Raw genomic sequence first — 20,519 nt, 5'->3', positions numbered from 1 at the left:
TATCCTCCGTTATATTATTTTATTAATTGTTCTATCGTTGCCAAAGCCAATTCAACCATTACCATAAAATTATTTTGCCGTTCTATTGCTGAAGCAGTTTCTTTTGTAACAAGATTATCAGAAATTGTTAACAATGTTGCCGCTTCTTTTTTAGTAACATGTGCATTAGCAAACAAAGCATATGATTCCATTTCGACAACATCTAAATTATTGTTCTGGGTAAATGATAATGAATTATCATAACGATAAAAAACATCCGCGGCATGAGCAATTCCAGTATGTGTTTTAATTCCTTTCATCATAGCAACTTCTTCAATTTTATTAAATAGATTTTTACTAGCCGAAATAAGATTAGAATCAATATTTGCCGCGATCTTTGCATAATTACTTTCTCCAAATGCGGCATCGACATTAAAAATATCATATAGTTTAATCTCTGCCTTGTAACTACCTGCTGAACCAATCCGAATAATATAATCAACATCGTAAAATTTAAATAATTCATATGAATAAATCCCAATACTTGGACAACCCATCCCACTTCCTGCAATCGTAACTAACTTGTTGTGATATGTGCCCGTATAGATGTACATATTTCTAATTTCATTTACTAATTTATAATTTGTCAAATACTTTTCAGCAATTGCTTTTGCTCGTAATGGATCTCCAGGCATTAAAACTACTTTCGCAATTTCTGAGGGCTTTGCACTAATATGTGGTGTCATTCTTTTAGTTCCTTCCTTGATTTATAATTTGACTATATTATCAATCTTCCTAAATGGGTTATTATTTAAAATTTCTACTTTTAAAAAATAAATTTAAACATAACGAAAAGGAATATTTTAATATATTCATATTTGCTTTGTTTTGTTAACAGCTTTTATTTTTTATTTAATAAATTAGTTTAATAAAAAATAAAAATTAATTTTATTAGAATTAATTTTATTCAATTATTATTATTTAAATAATATTCTAAAAAGAATTATCGTTTTAAATTAACAACTAAAAAACGCTTTTTGACGTCTTTCAAATTATTATTTAATAGTTTTTTTCACTAATAAATAATTAATTATCCAACCCCAGGGATAATAACTATAACGGCAGCACTGATAAAATATCATTGTTTTTTAGATCGGTCTACTGGCTCAGTTTCATTTTACTTGCTATTCCTTCTCAAGAAGTATCTTCTCAATGGCATATATTAGCTTTCATCCACTTTACAGTTGCTGGGACAGCCTAGGACTTGCACCTAATTCCCGTAACATCCAAAATTGCTTTTTAAAGTTGTTAAAGTAATAATATAAAGTTTGAATTAAAAATGCAAGATAAAATTAATTTTTTATCAAAGTATTACTTCTTACAAATTGTTATAATAAGGACAAATTTATAAAATAAAATATTTCAAATTAATAATGTTTTAAAATATAAATATTATTATATTCAGCTAACAAAAAATTTAAATAAAAAAGATGTTGTTCATCAAACAACACCAGTCTATTTTTCATAGTTAAATAGGAAAATTACAAGATTTTATCGTAACATACATAAATTTTTATAATATTCGTCGTCATAAGAGCATAAATTTTTAAACCGTTGCTTAGACTATGTCAAAATTCTTACAAGGTAAATTGATCTAAAATTTACGTACTGCATTGCAGTTTACGACAAATTATTTGCATATGAGAAAATCACCTAAAAAAATAATTCTTCTATTTACTAAAACCCTTCCTACCCAAATTGTCCTTTCTTTGTAATATCAAAAGTAACTTCAAAACAAAAAAAAGGTAACATCAAAATCTTTACTGAAATTAGACAACTTTAAATTCAATTGTCTGCAAAAATTCATCCTTCATACCGCCATTTGTTTTACCCTTGTCTGGAATAAAGAAAAAACTATAAGTAAAATGATAATACATAAAATTTACTTGATTTCTTGCATAAACACCATCTTTATCTTGTTTTCAAAAAAGCTTTAACAGCAAAGATTTTTTTTCTTTTATTAAATTCACTTTTGACATCAAGTTGCGGTTGTATCTAAGAACCGTAGTCCTGTCTTTTGAAACTACTTTAGCATCAAAAAGCCTAAAAATTTCATCAAAAATTCTATAAAAGGTTGCAGAGGAATTATTTTCTAATGAAAAATCAGAAGTTACCTTTAACAAATTACTAAAATCATCTTCTGTCAACTTAAAAACTAACTTATCATTATATGTTTCTAGTTGATAATACTGCCATAATCTCATTGTTGTTTCGGTAAATTTATTTAATTTTTCATCAAGAATATCTTTTGGAATCAAAACTTTTATTGGGGCTACAAGTTCTTTAGAAGAATAAATATAATTGAAAGGTAAATTTTCAATTGTAAAAGTACGGGGCACAAATGAGGAGACACTTGCTTTAATATAATAATCCCCATTAATATTTAACTTAAAATATTCTTGCTTATAAAATTCTAAAAATTTCTCAACAGTTAATTTTTCAGGATCATAACCCTCACCCGCTCAAGCTAAAACAGAATCTGTTTTATAAAAGTGTTTACCTCTTGGAGTAACATTAGTAACCTCATAATAAGAATCTCATACGGGAGCATTATTAAATAAAATTCCTTTTTCTTTTAATGCTTTATCAATGATCGGTCAAATAGTAAAATTAGCAGTATTTATAAAGCCTAGAGTCGCCTTTTCATCAATAACTTCATATTGTTGTTTTTTGAAAAGTTCATCAATAAAAGTTATAAAATAATTTTCAAGGTTTTGTTGAATTCCACTCAAAGCCTGTAAATTATTGCAAATCACCACCAACCCACTGCATTTATCACGTTGTTCAAGGGATTTAAATTTAACTTGATATGAAATATTAACATTAATTGTTATCCCCATATTATCAGTCTTATCATCCACTTTAAGTAATTTTGTCAACTTGTCGAAATTAATATGATGCAAAGTAAAACTAATATCATTGGGTTCCAATGATAATGGCATTGTATTATGATAATAATTTGAATACTCATCTTTAATTTCACGATTTATATTATTAAATTCCGTTTGAAAGGCTGTAACTAATTGATCCAAAAAACGCCACTCATTAATGGCCTTCCCAATTAAAATTGTCCCATCATTATGTTTTAAATTAGTTACTAATTCTTTAAATTTTTCCATTTGATCAGGGTACTCGGTAATATCAATTTTTGTTTTTGTATTTCATCACTCATTCAAATGTTTTTTAACCCGAGCATTAATATTATTCATAATTTCAATATCATTGCCATTGTTATTTGAATCATCATCTGGAATATATTTATGAGCCTTATTACAAATAATAATTGTATTAACGGTTGGCGTTAATAAACTAACTGTTGTAAAAATTGATAATAATTTTTTCATATTATTTCCTCCTAATTATATTTCTTAAATATATTTTTTCCTTATTATTAATTATAATTAAAAAAAAAAATCCTATATATATTATATCAAATTATTTGCCAATTTAAAAGGACACTAGGAACAATTTTCTGATAGTGACGGCCAACCCAAAAGATATCATTTTAACTTATATCGTAAAATTTATTGCGAAGAGAACTTCGTCATTTACAAAGAATCTTTTTGTCCCAATTGTCCTTTCATTGCAATAACGAAAGTGACTTCAAAACAAAAAGATTATATTAAAATTTTTCTTAAAATTAGGCAACTTTAAATTCAAATGTCTGCAAAAATTCACGAGGGTTATTAGTATTTGTCTCATCCGGATTTGGGTTAATGAAAAGACCATAAGCAAAACTATTATAGCTGAAGTTTAGAGTATTATCTCCATAGTCCATATAGTTTAGACGTCTATGCAAATATTCCAAAATAAATGAATTAGTCCTTTTTATTAAATTTGCTTTACCCCTTTTAGCAAACACAACCCTTGGGCTATGCTCAACTGTAATCTTTGAATCCACTGTTTTGTTAAACATTTTAAAAATTGTTTTAAACACTGTTCCTAAATTTGCCACTGAAGTCTTACCCGGTGAAAAAGAATTTGTTACTTTTAATATCATATCATAATCTGTTTGGTTCATTTTAAAGACAAGTTTATCATCATATGTTTCTAGTTGATAATCATGCCAAAATCTCATTGTTGTTTCCGCAAATTGTTTTAATCTTTCATCAACAAAGTCTTTTGGTAGTAATACTTTAATTGGTGTTAAAAGTCTTTTCTTCTCATAATTATTCTTGAAAGGTAAATTTTCAATTGTAAAAGTCTTTGGGATAAAAGAATCAATATTTGCTGCAATATAATAATTTTTTTGAACACTTGCATTAAAATAATGTTGTTTATAAAATTTTAAAAATTTTTCAGCAGTTAACTCTTGGGGATCATAACGCTCACCCGCTCAAGCTAAAACAGAACCTGATTTGTATAGTGGCCTATTAAAATTAAATCCAGCCCTGATTTTATTATTTCAACTAAGAACGAATTGATTTTGATATAAAAGTTCTTTTTCTTCTAATGCTTTCGTAATTACTGGTAAAATACTATTATAGCCATTTGCATAATTAAAATCATAATTGCCAGTACCAACAATTTCATAGTTTTGCTTTTTAAAAATATCATCTACAAAAAGAAGGAATTGTTTTTCAAGATTATTTTGAATTCCACTCAAAACTTCTAAATCATTACAAATAACAACTAAACCGTTAAGTTCATCATGTTGTTGCAAATCTTTAAATTTAAATTCATATCTAATATTAAAACTAAGTTTAATTCCCACAATATTATCGTTATTAAACAGAAATAATTTTGCTAAATTGTCAAAATTAATATTCTGTAAAGTAAAACTAATATCATTGGCCTCCAATGATAATGGCATTGCATTAATATAATAATTCGAATATTCATTTTTAATTTCATGATTTAAATTATCAAACTCTGCTTCAAACGCCGTATATAATTGATCAAGAAAACGTCATTGACGAATTGCTGCCCCCGTTAGAACTTGACTATCTTTAGTTTTTAAATTAGCAACTGACTCCTTAAATTTTTCCACTTGATCAGGATATTTATTAATATCAATTGTTGCTTTTGTCTCCCATCATCCTTGAAAATAGTTCTTAATCCGAGCATTAATATTATTTAAAATTTCAATATCATTGCCATTGTCAATGTCATTTGACTCATCATCTGACACATATTTTAAAACCTTATTACAACTAATAATTGTATTAACAGTCGGGGTTAATAAACTAACTGTTGTAAAAAGTGATAATATTCTTTTCATATTGGTTCCTCCTAGTTATATTTCTTAAATATATTTTTTTCTTTATTGTTAATTATAATTTTTAAAAAAAGTCTATATACATTATATAAAATGATTTGGAATGGCAAGGGTTTTTTGGACAAATTTTATGTAGAGTAATAATTTCTGTATTTTACTGGTGTTAAATAATTTAGTTTGCTATGAATTCGAATATTATTGTACCAATTAATGTAATCAAATAATTTTAATTTAAACTGCTCAATGTTTTTAAATTTATTATTTTTAATAAATTCAGTTTTAAAAATTTTGTATGTTGATTCCGCAACAGCATTGTCATAAGGACAACCTGGTTTACTGTAAGACTTTTGAATGTTATTTTTAGTTAAAAAGTTATAAATAAGATTGTTGTTAAATTCACTACCTTGATCAGTGTGAAATATTTTAATATCATTTAATGTAAAGTTAAGTTTATTAAAGGTATTTTTAACTAATTTTGCATTTTTGTGTAAACTAACATCATAACTAATAATTTCACGATTAAATAAATCAATTAGAAAGCAAACATAATATCATTTATTATTAATAAAAACATATGTTAAATCACTGACAACAACTTCATGTAGTTTATAATTATTAAATTCTTGATTTAATAAATTATTATATTTATATGTAACATTGCTTGTATTTGAATGTTTGTATTTGATTTTTGTATAATTTGAAATTAAGTTATATTTTCTCATTATTTTACTAATCTTTACACGAGATAATATAATATTTTGCTGAGCTAGCATGATTTTAATTTTTCTTGTTCCATAATTTTTACGACTTTTTAGAAAAATACTGATAACAGCATTATCAATGTTTTGATTATTCTTGGGATTATTTGCTTTTAATTGATAGTAATATGTTGATCTAGCCAATTTCAATGTTTTACATAAATTAATAATTGGATATTTTGCTTTGTTATTTTTAATGATTGCTATTTTTTGCCGATTATCAGTGTTGCTTGCTTTAAAATGTCATTTTCCATTTCTAATTGTTTAACTTTTTTACGTAATTGAATTAATTCGTTTTCTTCTGGCGTTCTATTGTCTTTAGCTTTAAATGAGTCCGAGTTACTAAATTGGTGAGCTCATTTCCAAACAGTAGATTTACCAATTTGGTAATCATTGACTAATTGTTCAGGAGTTTGACCCATTTTGTAAAGACCAACAATTTGTTGCTTAAATTCATCGGTATAATGATTCTTTGCCATAATTACACCTCCATTGTAATTTAATTATAAATATTTACTCTACATTATTGTTGTCCAATTTATCTTAACCTATCCATCAGACATCTTCTTGTTTAAAATAGTTTTTAAATTTATAATTCTTTTGCTTTTCACGGAAATAAAAATACCTAATAAATAAATTATTAGGTATTTTTTTAATCTTCTTTTATTTTAAAAAATCATTTCTATTAAAAATAATTTTAAAGTTTTAAGTTATATTAATTATTTAAAATTATACTTTTGAATAAAATGTTCTTTTGCATTTTTGAGATGCTCTGATAATAATTTTTCTGTTGTAATTAAATCTGTCGCTAAAATTGCTTCACAAATTGCAATGTGTTCAGAAACAGCATCAATTCTTCTTTTACTTTCTTCATCATAATTAGTAAAATTTCGTAAATAAGCAAATAAATTTGTTAAATCAGCATAGTATTTATCAATAATTTTAAAATTAACTAATTCTAGCATTGTTTTATTAAAAATATCATTAGCTTGGACTATTAGTTTAGTATCGGATAAATTAACTGTTTTTAAAAGCTTAATTAAATTAGTAATTTTTACATTTAAATCAGGATTCATTTTTTCCACAATGTAAGTATAAATCATTATCTCTAAATGGTAACGTAATAAATATAATTCATCAATTTCTTTAATGGTAAAAATTTTTAATTGGGCTCCTACATTTCTGACTACGGTTAACAGATTGTCATTTTCTAATAGCCTTATAACTTCACGAATCGGAGTTCGCGAAGTTCCATATTGTTGGGCTAATTTTTCTTCCTGTAGTCTTTCACCAGGTTGAAACATACCAATTAGAATGTCATTTAAAATTAAAGAGTATAATTTTAATTTGTTATTTGACTCTGACATTCTGTTCGATTTCCTTTTCTATTACATTATCAATATAACATAATAATTCACTAACTAAATGAACTTTTCCCCGAGCACATAATTTTGCTGGGGATGAACATAAATAACATTTACGCATCTCAACATTTAAATCGTTCCGGCTTATTGTTTGTAATTCCTGATTATACACATCAAAATCTAATAATTGATAAGTTTGACTTGTTGTCTCAAAATTAAGCAATAATTGTTTAATATTAAGGTAATTATTATTTGTTGGTAGCACAATAATTAAATAATCACCAGTATGATCATAAATTTGTTGCATATTTTGATAATTAATATTATTTTTTTTGCAAAAATTGTAAAATACGTGGTTTAATTATTGCTTGAAAAAATTGATGATATCGAGGAAGTTGTTTATTAGTTCCGGGAATGTTTAAACTAACAGTAATTATCCCAGCATCATATGTTCTAACTAATTGTTGTTGAAGAAGATAATGTTGTTCACGATCAAAAAGAATTGAATTGATTTTCTTAACTTCTAACATATTAGTCTAAAATGTAAGGTTTTACTTTGTAAATAATATCAATAACACTACCATCTCGATACTCAACAATAGCAACTGGATGTTCCTTATCATATTCAATCATTTGAGGTTGACCAATTATTGTATAAGCTTCATCGCGGAGTTGCGTAATTGTTTTCAGTTCTACTCCTGCTTTATTTAAAATTTCAATTAGATCTTTTCGTAATGGGTTAACAGCAATTCCAGTTTCCGTTACTACTACATCAACAGTTCCACCAGGTGTAACAACTGTTTGTACTTTAGTAGTTATTGAAGGTATTCGTCCTCTAATTAAAGGGACAGCAACAATTGAAACATCACTCCCAAAAGCAACATCCGAATGGCCTCCTGAAGCTCCTCTAATATAACCATCCGCTCCAGTTAATACATTAATATCAAAATTAATATCAACTTCTAAAGCACTTAATATTCCATAATCTAATTTATCAGTCGCACAACCCTTGGTGTGAGGATTAGCATAATATGATGCTGAAATTTCAATATGATTGGCATTTTCTTTAATTGATTGTGCTGCGATTAGATCAAAACATTGAACATCTAATAATTTATCAACTAAACCAGTCTCCAAAAATTTAACATGTTCCCCAATGATTCCACCCAAAAAGAATCCTGCTTTAATATTACGGCTAACCATTTCTTCTCGTAACATTATTAATGATGACTGACTAGCACCACCGGTTCCGGTTTGATAAGAAAATCCATTTTTAAATCCAGGTGTATTAGTAATAACTTTAACAATGTTTTGAACAATTTTAATTTCTTTCGGACTGAATGATGTATGAATTTCACCCGAAGATATCTTAGATGAATCACCAATTTCATCAACTTTTACTACATAATCAACATTTGTTTGCGGAATTGAAATAGGATTATTGGGATAAGATACAATAGTATCTGTAATAATAATTACTTTATCAGCATACTGAGCATCAACCATCGGATATCCAAAAGCTCCTACACTTGAAGTTCCATGTGATCCATTCGCATTTCCCATTTCATCACTTGTTGAAGCAGCTAAGAAAGCAACATTAATATGTGATTCACCACTTTCAATTGCGCGTGCCCGTCCCCCATAGGAACGAATAATTGCTGGTTGCGGAAGAATACCTTCCGAAATTGCATCTCCTAATTTCCCTCGTAGAGCCGAACCTTCCAATCCAGTAACAACTCCTGATTTAATATAATCTATTAAACAATCATGTGCTTTTGTAAATGAAGAAGCGGAGATTGTTAAATTTTTAATTTTCAATTTTTTAATTATTTTTAGAACCTGTTCCACAGTTTTATCACCATGACGAAAATGATGGTGAAAAGAAATTGTCATTCCATCTTTTAATCCCGATTTAATGATTGCTTCTTCTAACGAATCAACAAGTTTAGTTTTTCTTTTACCATAATTTGGTAATTCGGTTTGATAATTAATAAATTTTGAAGTATGACTTTTTACTGAATCATAACTTTCATAATTATGATTTTTGTTTATTTGTTTTAACTGTTCTTGATTTAAATATTTTGCCATAATATCCTCCTGCTAGTCTTCCATTGGGTTTTTAATATTAGCCATTCTTAAAACAATTTCGGCATTATCAATAAATGGTTTATCAATCATCTGACCATCAATTGCAAAAACCCCTTTTTGCTCTTTTGTAAATTCTTTATAAGCCGTTAAAATTTTTAAGGCTTCTTTAATTTCCTTTTCACTAGGTGAAAATATTTTATTAATAATTTCAATTTGATTAGGATGGATTGCTGATTTACCATTAAAACCTAGTTCACGAACAAATTGTGCTTCTTGTTCTAAACCAACTAGGTCATTCGTATTCCCAAAAATACAATCAAAAGCATCAACTTTTGCTGCCCGAGCAGCATGAACAATCATTTGACGAGCAAACAATAGTTCATGGCGATCTTTTGTTTTGACTGCTTTTAAATCAAACAAATAATCAACTCCCCCTAAAGCAATTCCTTCGACACGAGAAGATGCAGTTGCAATATTATAAGCGTTTAGAACACCTTTCGCACTTTCAATCGCACAAAATAAAGTTATCTTTTCTTTTCGCCCTATAACCCCTAATCTTTTTGCTAAAGTTTCATTTAAAACAATATTATTATTTTTATTAAATAGTTTTTGATTCAAGTTTTCCTTATTTTTATTAGTTAAAATTTTATTTTTAAAAGTTTTATTAATTCCATAAATTTTAAAATCAATACTATTAAGTTCAGCATTAACCATTGTTCCCCTGTCGTCTGTTAATGGATTAAACGGAATTACGCCAAAAGCTAAATTAAAATTATTATTCGGGTTAGTAAATGCGTCTTGCATTTTAACACGCACTGTCTGCGGCGAACGAGAATAAACTCCTTGAATAAAACATTGATTAACATTTTGAACAAAATAAGCATAAATTCAATTATATAAATCATACATTGGTTTTTTTAAAAGCGTATTAAAATCAGTTCCTGTTCCGGAATCTAATACATCATAAAATGACCTTGATAATGGTTGTTCTAATGCTTGGCGGAAATGATTATCATCTAATACAATTGTCGGATTCCCTTGTCCAAAATCTCTTTGATAATCAGCTTGAGTAAACATTGTTTGATCTAAATTATTGTCTAAACTAATATTACCATTTTTATCAAAATAATTGTCTCGCTTAATATCTAATCCTATCGTATCACGATATTTTCAATAAAATAATCGATAATTTTCAAGAGCATTAATATTCTCTCGTGCGGTTTCTGTTGTTCGTAAATATTGTTCAATCGTTGTTTTTGTTAAATTATTTAAACCATAATCTTTATAATCCCCCCATGTTGTTGTACAAACAGCGGTTGATAAACCTGCATTTTTGGACTGTAATTTTTTGCTTTGCAAAAATTCTTTTGAAATATTACGATATAATAATGACCGCATATCCTCGGCATTATATGTGGGAGCATAATTCTCCGGATTAATTTGACCAGTTTCAAAATTAGCAAGATATTGATTTGCATCCTTTGTCATATTAGTATTTGCTAAGGGACTATCATTACTATCTCATGGCTTTTGACTAGGATCATATGTTTTTAAAAAGGTCGTTGGTAAATTGTAAATTGGGCTATTATATTCAACTAATGTTTTATAATTATCCCCTCCATATGAATAACGAATATTATTTTGCAAAATAATTGGAATTGTTGTCGACATTGTAATCATAATTGTACTAATAATCATTGTTAATGAAACTCCAACCATTTTTCCTAATGAATTTGACAACTGAACCGCTTGAAATCGCGCATCAAAAGTTTTTCGTATTGTGAACATTTTATAAACAGCTTTTTTTAATCGACCATTTGAAAAAGTTTTTTCCTTGCGAATTAATTGTAATGGTGTTTGTGAGGTCATCATTATAGTTCCACTAATCATTGTGACACTAGTTAATAAGATAAAAATAAATAACACACAAGTGACCAAGGCAAAGGGAGCAAAAACAAAACTACCATATGGTAAATTAAAATATGAACCAAATAAATATTTTATTGTAAACTGCTTGCCGACGAACAACTAAAATTAGAACAAAAAAAGAAATAATTAATAAAATAGTAATTAAAATATATGAACCACTAATAAAAGCACTTAATGTTGTTGTAAAGTAAGTAATCCGGTTACTAAATTGATACCGCTTATCAGTTCGAAAAGTGGCAACTGGTAAACCAGTTGATAGTGTTTTGACATAATATGAATTTAATCCAACATATTCACCCTTGTCACTATTAAGATAATTATTAATGGTCTGACTATAAAGGCTACGAACAGAGTCTGTATTTGTATGATTAAATTTTCCTACATAATAAATTTCACGATCTAACTGACTTTCAGGAATTAAAACTTGTTTCGCTAAATCTAACGCCGTTACTTCATAAGATTGACCAGTCTTATCTGCAACTGTTGTCTCCACTAATCCAAATAATCGTGGATCTACATAAGCAATTCCCTCATTTTTCATATTTGGAAACGGATGTGACGCATCAATAATTGGCGTAATATAATCAGCAGATTGGCCAAAACCAACAACACGAAATCAATTTTGGTTTTTATATGATGATGATGGCAGCCACTTATTAATATCTTGATGCTGATAAGACGTTAAATCTACTTTTTTGAGTTCACTATCCGCAACTTTAATTGTAGTTCCATACTGATCTGTTTGTAATCGAATAATATCATTAATTTTAATATTATTTTTCTGCGCAAATTGCGGCGTTAAATAAATCCAACGTCTTGTTTCATTATTAATTGATTCATAATATTGCATATAGAAATCAATTGGCATTCCCGTTGCAACAATAAAACGATCAATCATTTGATGATGATTCAAGGTAACAGCTTTAATAATTTTATTATTTCCCAAACTAAAGGTGCGTGCTTCAACACGATTATAATAAAAACTTTCACTTTTAGCTTTATTATCAAGTTGTTGTTTAAGAAATTCTAAAATAACATTTTGGCGAATATTACTATCAGTAATATTTTCAAATTGATCCGCCCCTTTATTAGCGTTTTTAACATAATTAGTATCGGCAAAATTAACAATAAAATCATGTTGATTACTTACTTGTGCCGAAATAAAAGTATTATAATTATTTTCAACACGTTGTTTTGAAACTTCAATAATTGTAAAAATAAAACTAGTTAAAAACACTAAAATAACTAATCCAACAAATTGAATTTTATTTTTAACTGTGTTTTTAAAATTGTTTTTCAATAATAACTTAAAACCAGGCATTTTTTCACACTCTTTCTTTTATTTTTTCTTTCTGAATTTAGTTAAAAATAAACATTGGTGGCGTTGACTGTTTTTTAAATTGTGTTAATAACTCTGTTTTACGCAAATTATCGACTAAACAAGTGAATTTTAAGAATCAACAATTCCGAATAGAACCTAATAATAACATTAGTAAAAGAGAAAATGATAATTGCTGATATTGATTAAAAATATTATTTGTTAATTGTATTTCCCAAAAAGTTTGATAACTAGAAAAAATAACATCATTAATTTTTTTTAGATAACCAAGATATAACCGAAATAATAATAACATTGCAATAAAACTAATAGTAAAAATTGCATAAAAAACATAACAAAAAATAATAAGAAAAGAATATACCGTTTTATGAATAGTCATTATTTTTAATTGCATCATTAATGAACTTTTATCTAAAAATAAAACACATGAAATTAAAATAATATTTCCTAGTCATAACATAATAATTTGTCAATTTGAATATAAAATTATTTTTCAAGTAGAAATAGTTTCTTTTTTAATTTGTTGAAAATTAACTAATATTTGCGCTAAAATCCCAGTAAAAAAGAGAAAAATAATAGTTAATAAAAATAAATATAATAAATTTAAGATAATATTTCAGAAATTATAATTATTGATAAGATTAATAATAGAAAATGATGATGAAAATAAAATATAACCTAAAAGAATAATAAAGAAAATATTAATAACTTTTTGATATTTTGTAATAAAATTTTTTTGCATTTTCATCACCATACCTTCATTATATTTTGCTCAATTTATTATAACATTAATATTAAAATAATGTTCAACATAAAATCTTTAATTTTGTCGAAAACTCTTGATGAAATAAAAAAATCATCAATATGACAATTTGAAAAATAATTTTGTTTAAGATCATGATTTTGCTTTAAATTTTTTAAACGTTAAAATATAATACCGTTGATTGTTGTTTTGGTGTTAAACCTTTATGTTGGTATTTTCATTTTCATAGATTTAAATAATTTTGAATATTAGTGAAACCCAAACCATGATAATGAATTAAGGTTTCTTTAAGACTCGATTGTAATTTACTAATCTTATTTAACTTTCGATAACTAGTATCAGGATTTGTACTAGTTTTGGTAGAATATAGAGTAGAATTTGTTTGTTTTGCTACTAATAAATATAATGGTTGCATGTCAGAAATAATTATTGATTTTTCTTTAATTAATTGCTTATTCATATTTTCAATAATTCATTGTTTTTGTAATCGTTTGGTATTGGTGGATTGAACAAAAATATTATTATTGCTATCAACTACCATTTGAATACAGCATTTGGTATTAGTTGAAAATGGATCAAGATGAGTTTTTCGTTTATCAAATTTATCTTTAAAATTACCTTTATGGATTTCTTTAATAAAAGTTTCATCAATTTGGATTTGACCATTTAATTTTTTAAATTTTAATTGAGTATTTTCTAATTGTTTTGATTGCATTAATTTTTGACGATTATATCAAGCAGTTTTTGGTGTTGTTTTAATAAAACGGGAAATTATTTTACTAGATTGTCCTAATAATGAAATTTGAATTAATAAATTTCACTGTTCATAATTTAAATGACTTCAATAAGTAAAATGATGACGAAAAGCATCAAAACTAGCACGACATTTTTTACATAAATATTTTTGTTTTCCTTCGGGATTATGACCATTTTTAACACAATGATAAGATTTACAATCAGGACATATAATGCCTTTATCTCTAAATTTTTGATCAATTTCATTTAAACGTTTTTGTTTTTTGATTACTTCTGCTTCTTTTTTTATTTTTTCAGCAAATTCTAAAAATTGATCATCTGTAAAACTGTTTTTTAATTCTGTAATTATTTTTTCCATCAATTATTTACCTCTATATATTAAAAATATACCTAAAATTAGATATATTCTATAAATATCAAGAGTTTTCGACAAAATTAAAGCATAAAATTAGCATAATTATCAATAAAAACCCATAAAAAAACTATTATTTTAAAATAATAGCAATATTTTTTTAATAAAAAAAACTCTTTTTATTGATTATTATTCATTGTTTGTGGTTTTTCATTCTCATATTTACCAACTAAAATTAAAATTCCACCGATTAAACCTGAAAAAATCAATGACACAACTCCTGCTGCAATATGTGCTTCTGCCTTACCTTTTAAAACAAAAGTGCATAATACTATTGGCGCAATTTGGACTGACCCGATCAATAAGAAAATAATTATTGCCATAACGCGTGCCCCCCCGATTAGATCAGAATAAGCACCAACTCTTATTGTTAATGATAATAATGCAGTAAGAACAAAATACGCTAGTATTATTGACGAAAAGACTATTGAGACAATACAACCAGCACGACATAAATTATCTGGTTTTTTACCTTCAAGTGAATTTTTAGAATTTTCTTGAATATAATTTGGTTCCATTAATATTCTCCATATAATATTTCTAAAATTTATTATTTTATTATTTTTGTTTATTATTTTTTGAAATTAATTAAATAATAGACCAAAAATAATCTATAATATGTAATCAAATGTTTGACACAAAAAAAATATATCCCTTTTTTAACAAAAAAAACAATACTTTATTATTTTTTTAATAAAATAATTTGCTAACAACATAATCTTTAAATTTTTTTCAATTCAATTTTTTCTTTCTCCTTTTTGAAAGACAAAAGCAAAATCGCCATCTTTTAAATAACTATTGCATAGTTGACAAATCAAACCTGTAATTCCATTAAATTATTCTATAATATATTTCATTTTAATTCCTTGTTAAATTAATTCAATTATTTCTCTTCTATTTTGTTATATTAATTTTGTCATAATAAAAACCTTTCTTATTCTAATTATACTTTCTTTAAAAAAGAAAGTAATTTTATGAACAAAAAAGGTTTAATTAATATCTTATTTTTATTAATTTAATTCTAAAATGGTTATCTTAAATGTGACAATCAAAACCATGATATAACTTGTCATCTTTAAAAACTTCTTTTATATCATATTTTTGGCGATAATTTGTTTCATTGCCGCTTTCAATTGCTTTAATAGCAGCACAAGCCATTGCATGAGAATTACATAATGTTATTTGTGGAATAACACCTTGGTTTAACTTTTCATAATACAACGCCCCTGTTAACATTTCATTTAACCCAAAACCAGGACATTCTCCTTTTAGAATCCCTTGTTGTAATCGAAAGTCGGAAATAATTGGAAATAAATATTTCTTCTTATTATGCATAGCTTGCTCCACCATTAATCCAAATTCCATATGAGTACCAGCGTCTCATCCATCTAACTCAAAGATAACATAATCAGCTGCTGTTAAACCAGCATAATCTAAATCAAAAATTGCTTTATTAGTCGGACGAACGGCTTGATTTGTTTCAAAATCAACCGGATTACCAATTATAAAATTAGGAAACATTGCTCGTAATCGTTCCCCTTCTGCTTTGCGGGTATTTCATTGGGCTTCGGTAAACATACTACCAGCATTATAAATTACTTTTTTATTATCTTGCATTATAATTCTCCTTCTTGTTTAATTGTGTCAATTATTGTTTTTATTTTTTCTTGATCAAGAATTTTATTCTTAATATCACCAGTTACAAAAGTTCCCACGGCAATTAAATCATATCCTAATATTTTTGCTTCCTTTAAATTTATTAAATTGATTCCACCTGAAGCCATATATCTTTTTGTAGGAAAAAATGTTCTTACAGTTTGAATAAAATTTAATTTAAAAGCAGTTGCGGGAAAAATCTTAATAATTTCTCAATTAGCATTAACAATATTAGTAACTTCTTGTAATGTCATTGCCCCAAGAATATATAATAATCCTTGGGCATTGCAAAAGTCACTAATACTTTGATTAAAAATAGGACTAACTAAAAATTGGGCTCCCGCCGCAGCCCCTTGGATAGCTTCGGCTAAAGTTAAAACAGTTCCTGCCCCAATTAAAATTGAGGGATATTTTTTCCGTAAAACTTTAATTAATGAAGCAACATTAGGAATAGTAAAAGTTAATTCTAAACATGTTACTTCTAAATTAATTAGCATTTCACAAATTTGTTGTGCAATATTATAATCCTGATTACGAATGACATAAAAAACTTTCTGTTCTAAAATTTCATTTTGAAAAAACATTATTTAACCTAAATATCTTTCAATTCTTTCGATAATACTATCTTGATCTAAGCCCTTATATTTAATAACAGCATCAGCACTTCCTGATAATCCATAATCATCAACGTTAATAATTAAGCCAGTTTTGCCAACAAATTTATATCAAACATAGTCATTGGAAAATTCAATCGCAATTACTTTTGAAAAGTTTTTTGGAAGCACTTCTTCTTGGTAAATTTCTGATTGTTGTTCAAATAACTCAACACATGGCATTGAAACAACCCTAATATTTTGTTTAATTGTATTAGCCGCCACAATTGCTGGAGCTACTTCCGTTCCCGTTGCAATAATAATTGCTGCCAATGGTTTTGTTTTATCTTCATGAACAACGATATATCCTCCTTGTAAAGATTGTTTAGAGCAAGTTTCCGCTAATTGATATGGGGTATCTTGTCGTGACAAAATTAATGCGGACGGAGTTGTTTTTGACTCAACAATTACCTTTAGACAGGCAATTGCTTCATTAATATCTGCTGGACGCAAGACATTTAAATTTGGACAATTTCGTAGCATTCCTAATTGTTCAATTGGCTGATGCGATTTACCATCAAAACCAACACCAATTGAATCATGTGAAAAAGCAAAGATAACGGGTAAGTTTTGAATACAAGCCATTCTAATACAGGGTTTCATATAATCCGAGAAAATTAAAAAGGTCGAATTAAAACTTTTTAACCCTTGGTGTAATTCAATCCCAATACTAATTGTTCCAGCAGCAAATTCACGCACACCAAAATGAAGATTATTATTTTGCGGAGTATTAATTGTTCAAGAACCATTATAACCAATAATTTTTGTTGCTGTCCCTAAATCAGCACTACCACCAAACATATTATTGGGGCATTTTTGTTGATAATATTTTAAAACATCTCCCATAATAATTCGTGTTCCCGCTTTTTTAGTTTTGTCAGTAGGTAGTAAGGTTTGAAAGGCCTCTAAATTAACAACAGGTGAAGCAAGCAGTTGTTTAAATTCCTTTGGAAAAGCAGTTTGATAAGCTAATAATTTTGTTAATCATATTTGATATGCTTCCTGCCCACGATTAATAAAAGTATTATTTCAATAGGTTTTAACATCAGGGTCAACATAAAATTGTGGATGGTTAAAATCATAGAACGTTTGAACTTGTTGCATTTCTTCCGCAGTAAATGGTGAAGAATGCATCGGTGAACCTTGTTTTGGATGACCATAACCAATAATTGTTTTACATTCAATTAAAGTTGGTTTATCGCTTTTTTGGGCCATAGTAATTGCCGCTTTAATTGCCGTTAAATCCTCATCAGCATTATCAACTCTAATATAATTTCAATTTTGTGCTTCAAAAAATTGTTGATAATTTACTTTTAAAACTTGATCACACGTTGTATCTAATTGACAATCATTTGAATCATATAGCATAATTAACTTATTTAATTTTCATACTCCAGCTAATTGAATTGCTTCAAGAGCACCTCCCTCTTGTAAGTCACCATCACTACATAATACATAAGTATAATGATCAATAATGTCATATCCTGGTTTGTTAAACTTTGCTGCTAAGTGTTGTTCAGCTAAAGCCATACCAACACCATAACCAATCCCTTGCCCTAATGGACCAGATGAGTTATCAACGCCCGGTGTTACGCCATATTCAGGATGCGCTGGAGTTTTGGAATTAATATGACGATAATTTTTTAAATCTTCAATTGTTAAATCATAGCCCGCAAAATGCAAAATTGCATATTGTAATGTTGAAGCATGACCTGGGGATAAGACAAAACGATCACGATTAATTCAATCGGGGATAGTTGGATTAGCAATTAAATTATTTAAATAAATTGCTTGAATCATAGGGGCGGCACTTAACACAATCCCAGGATGACCAGTTTTATTATATATAATTGGATCTAAGCCTAAAATTCGTAAATTACTTAAGCTTTTTGTTTCAATATTATTATTTGTATCTTTCATTTTTTCCTCCTAATAAGTTTAAAATATTAATTATTATTAAATTAAAGAACGAACTTCATTATTTAGCATTAATAACTTCTGCATAATAAAAGTTATTTTTTCGATAAAATTATCGTTATCAGCATCAACAACAATAAAATGATAATGATCTTTTAATTCCTCATATAAAACTTCATATTGTTCATTTAATTTTTCTCAATAATGATGTGGGGTTTCTAATTCTGAGATTCGACCACGATGTTTAATCCGTTCAACTGCTTTTGTTGTTGATACTTTTAAATAAATAATGACATCAAATCCTAATTTTTGTTTTAAAATTGGGGTAATAACATTTTGAAAAAAACGATTATATACATTAAAATCAACATCATTCATAATTTCTAGCAAATGAGAAACTCGAACAAAGACAGGGTCTTCTAAAATTGTGCGGTCAAAAATAGTATTTTCTAAATTATCAATTTTAAAAAATTGTTCAATTCTTGTTATTAACATATAAATTTGCATTTTAAAAGCAAACCCTTTCATATCTTGATAAAAATCATTAAAATATGGATTTTCTTCTAAGGGCTCTTTAAATAAATTAAAATTTAACTGTTGGCATAACGCTTCACTAACTTTTGTTTTGCCTGCACCAACAGTACCAAAAACAGCGATTTTCATTTTTTATCCTCCGTTATATTATTTTATTAATTGTTCTATCGTTGCCAAAGCCAATTCAACCATTACCATAAAATTATTTTGCCGTTCTATTGCTGAAGCAGTTTCTTTTGTAACAAGATTATCAGAAATTGTTAACAATGTTGCCGCTTCTTTTTTAGTAACATGTGCATTAGCAAACAAAGCATATGATTCCATTTCGACAACATCTAAATTATTGTTCTGGGTAAATGATAATGAATTATCATAACGATAAAAAACATCCGCGGCATGAGCAATTCCAGTATGTGTTTTAATTCCTTTCATCATAGCAACTTCTTCAATTTTATTAAATAGATTTTTACTAGCCGAAATAAGATTAGAATCAATATTTGCCGCGATCTTTGCATAATTACTTTCTCCAAATGCGGCATCGACATTAAAAATATCATATAGTTTAATCTCTGCCTTGTAACTACCTGCTGAACCAATCCGAATAATATAATCAACATCGTAAAATTTAAATAATTCATATGAATAAATCCCAATACTTGGACAACCCATCCCACTTCCTGCAATCGTAACTAACTTGTTGTGATATGTGCCCGTATAGATGTACATATTTCTAATTTCATTTACTAATTTATAATTTGTCAAATACTTTTCAGCAATTGCTTTTGCTCGTAATGGATCTCCAGGCATTAAAACTACTTTCGCAATTTCTGAGGGCTTTGCACTAATATGTGGTGTCATTCTTTTAGTTCCTTCCTTGATTTATAATTTGACTATATTATCAATCTTCCTAAATGGGTTATTATTTAAAATTTCTACTTTTAAAAAATAAATTTAAACATAACGAAAAAGAATATTTTAATATATTCATATTTGCTTTGTTTTGTTAACAGCTTTTATTTTTTATTTAATAAATTAGTTTAATAAAAAATAAAAATTAATTTTATTAGAATTAATTTTATTCAATTATTATTAT

At 27.1% G+C, this 20,519-nt stretch carries 19 protein-coding genes and 1 riboswitch; all 19 genes read right to left on the bottom strand.

Features of this window, described 5'->3' with window-relative positions; genetic code table 4:
• Positions 1-14: 14 nt before the first annotated feature.
• The 19 genes from deoD (ACQH24_RS03435) to deoD (ACQH24_RS03345) all read right to left on the bottom strand — a co-directional run bounded on the left by deoD (ACQH24_RS03435) (position 15) and on the right by deoD (ACQH24_RS03345) (position 20,284).
• Entirely contained in the window at positions 15-725 is a 711-nt protein-coding gene (gene deoD / locus ACQH24_RS03435) for a purine-nucleoside phosphorylase (protein ID WP_425380561.1), read from the bottom strand.
• Between the two features lie 388 nt (positions 726-1,113).
• Positions 1,114-1,284, bottom strand: a riboswitch (cobalamin riboswitch).
• A gap of 524 nt (positions 1,285-1,808) precedes the next feature.
• The gene (locus ACQH24_RS03430) at positions 1,809-3,383 is read right to left on the bottom strand and encodes a hypothetical protein (RefSeq protein ID WP_425380576.1); all 1,575 of its coding nucleotides are present in this window, start codon (positions 3,381-3,383) and stop codon (positions 1,809-1,811) included.
• A gap of 296 nt (positions 3,384-3,679) precedes the next feature.
• The gene (locus ACQH24_RS03425; RefSeq protein ID WP_425380575.1) at positions 3,680-5,260 is read right to left on the bottom strand and encodes a hypothetical protein; all 1,581 of its coding nucleotides are present in this window, start codon (positions 5,258-5,260) and stop codon (positions 3,680-3,682) included.
• Between the two features lie 125 nt (positions 5,261-5,385).
• A complete protein-coding gene (locus ACQH24_RS03420; protein ID WP_425380682.1) occupies positions 5,386-6,177 on the bottom strand; it encodes an IS3 family transposase in 792 nt (263 codons plus the stop codon).
• A gap of 41 nt (positions 6,178-6,218) precedes the next feature.
• Complete coding sequence (locus ACQH24_RS03415) at positions 6,219-6,494, bottom strand: transposase (RefSeq protein WP_425379579.1); 276 nt, start codon at positions 6,492-6,494, stop codon at positions 6,219-6,221.
• A gap of 240 nt (positions 6,495-6,734) precedes the next feature.
• On the bottom strand, positions 6,735-7,382 hold the full coding sequence (locus ACQH24_RS03410) for a GntR family transcriptional regulator (protein WP_425380574.1): 648 nt from the start codon (positions 7,380-7,382) through the stop codon (positions 6,735-6,737).
• Positions 7,366-7,686, bottom strand: coding sequence for a citrate lyase holo-[acyl-carrier protein] synthase (locus tag ACQH24_RS03405; RefSeq protein ID WP_425380573.1), 321 nt, complete (start codon positions 7,684-7,686; stop codon positions 7,366-7,368). The genes ACQH24_RS03410 and ACQH24_RS03405 overlap by 17 nt, the downstream gene beginning before the upstream one ends.
• A 16-nt stretch (positions 7,687-7,702) precedes the next feature.
• Positions 7,703-7,909, bottom strand: a complete 207-nt coding sequence (locus ACQH24_RS03400) for a citrate lyase holo-[acyl-carrier protein] synthase (RefSeq protein ID WP_425380572.1) — start codon at positions 7,907-7,909, stop codon at positions 7,703-7,705.
• A 1-nt stretch (position 7,910) separates the two neighbouring features.
• Positions 7,911-9,467 carry a citrate lyase subunit alpha gene (gene citF / locus ACQH24_RS03395; protein ID WP_425380571.1) on the bottom strand — a complete coding sequence of 519 codons (1,557 nt, stop codon included), beginning with the start codon at positions 9,465-9,467 and terminating at the stop codon, positions 7,911-7,913.
• A gap of 12 nt (positions 9,468-9,479) precedes the next feature.
• The gene (locus ACQH24_RS03390) at positions 9,480-11,495 is read right to left on the bottom strand and encodes an HpcH/HpaI aldolase/citrate lyase family protein (RefSeq protein ID WP_425380570.1); all 2,016 of its coding nucleotides are present in this window, start codon (positions 11,493-11,495) and stop codon (positions 9,480-9,482) included.
• Positions 11,443-12,717: a hypothetical protein gene (locus tag ACQH24_RS03385; RefSeq protein WP_425380569.1), complete on the bottom strand. Its 1,275-nt coding sequence runs from the start codon at positions 12,715-12,717 to the stop codon at positions 11,443-11,445. Before ACQH24_RS03385 ends, ACQH24_RS03390 begins: the two co-directional genes overlap by 53 nt.
• 37 nt (positions 12,718-12,754) lie before the next feature.
• Positions 12,755-13,483 (bottom strand): hypothetical protein, encoded by a 729-nt coding sequence (locus ACQH24_RS03380; protein ID WP_425380568.1) that lies wholly within the window; start codon positions 13,481-13,483, stop codon positions 12,755-12,757.
• Positions 13,484-13,652: 169 nt separating this feature from the next.
• Positions 13,653-14,612, bottom strand: a complete 960-nt coding sequence (locus ACQH24_RS03375) for a transposase (protein ID WP_425380567.1) — start codon at positions 14,610-14,612, stop codon at positions 13,653-13,655.
• A 173-nt stretch (positions 14,613-14,785) separates the two neighbouring features.
• The gene (locus ACQH24_RS03370) at positions 14,786-15,184 is read right to left on the bottom strand and encodes a hypothetical protein (RefSeq protein ID WP_425380566.1); all 399 of its coding nucleotides are present in this window, start codon (positions 15,182-15,184) and stop codon (positions 14,786-14,788) included.
• A 517-nt stretch (positions 15,185-15,701) separates the two neighbouring features.
• Positions 15,702-16,283: a nucleoside 2-deoxyribosyltransferase gene (locus tag ACQH24_RS03365; protein WP_425380565.1), complete on the bottom strand. Its 582-nt coding sequence runs from the start codon at positions 16,281-16,283 to the stop codon at positions 15,702-15,704.
• Complete coding sequence (locus ACQH24_RS03360; RefSeq protein ID WP_425380564.1) at positions 16,283-16,906, bottom strand: bifunctional 4-hydroxy-2-oxoglutarate aldolase/2-dehydro-3-deoxy-phosphogluconate aldolase; 624 nt, start codon at positions 16,904-16,906, stop codon at positions 16,283-16,285. Before ACQH24_RS03360 ends, ACQH24_RS03365 begins: the two co-directional genes overlap by 1 nt.
• Positions 16,907-16,909: 3 nt before the next feature.
• Entirely contained in the window at positions 16,910-18,895 is a 1,986-nt protein-coding gene (gene tkt / locus ACQH24_RS03355; RefSeq protein ID WP_425380563.1) for a transketolase, read from the bottom strand.
• 36 nt (positions 18,896-18,931) lie between these two features.
• Positions 18,932-19,555: a deoxynucleoside kinase gene (locus tag ACQH24_RS03350; RefSeq protein WP_425380562.1), complete on the bottom strand. Its 624-nt coding sequence runs from the start codon at positions 19,553-19,555 to the stop codon at positions 18,932-18,934.
• 18 nt (positions 19,556-19,573) lie between these two features.
• Complete coding sequence (deoD, locus tag ACQH24_RS03345; protein ID WP_425380561.1) at positions 19,574-20,284, bottom strand: purine-nucleoside phosphorylase; 711 nt, start codon at positions 20,282-20,284, stop codon at positions 19,574-19,576.
• Between the last annotated feature and the right edge of the window lie 235 nt (positions 20,285-20,519).

This window comes from Spiroplasma endosymbiont of Stenodema calcarata, assembly GCF_964031205.1.
Lineage (GTDB): Bacteria > Bacillota_I > Bacilli_A > Mycoplasmatales > Mycoplasmataceae > Spiroplasma.
Note: the sequence above shows the minus strand (reverse complement) of the source record. Positions and strands in the feature narration are given on the sequence as shown.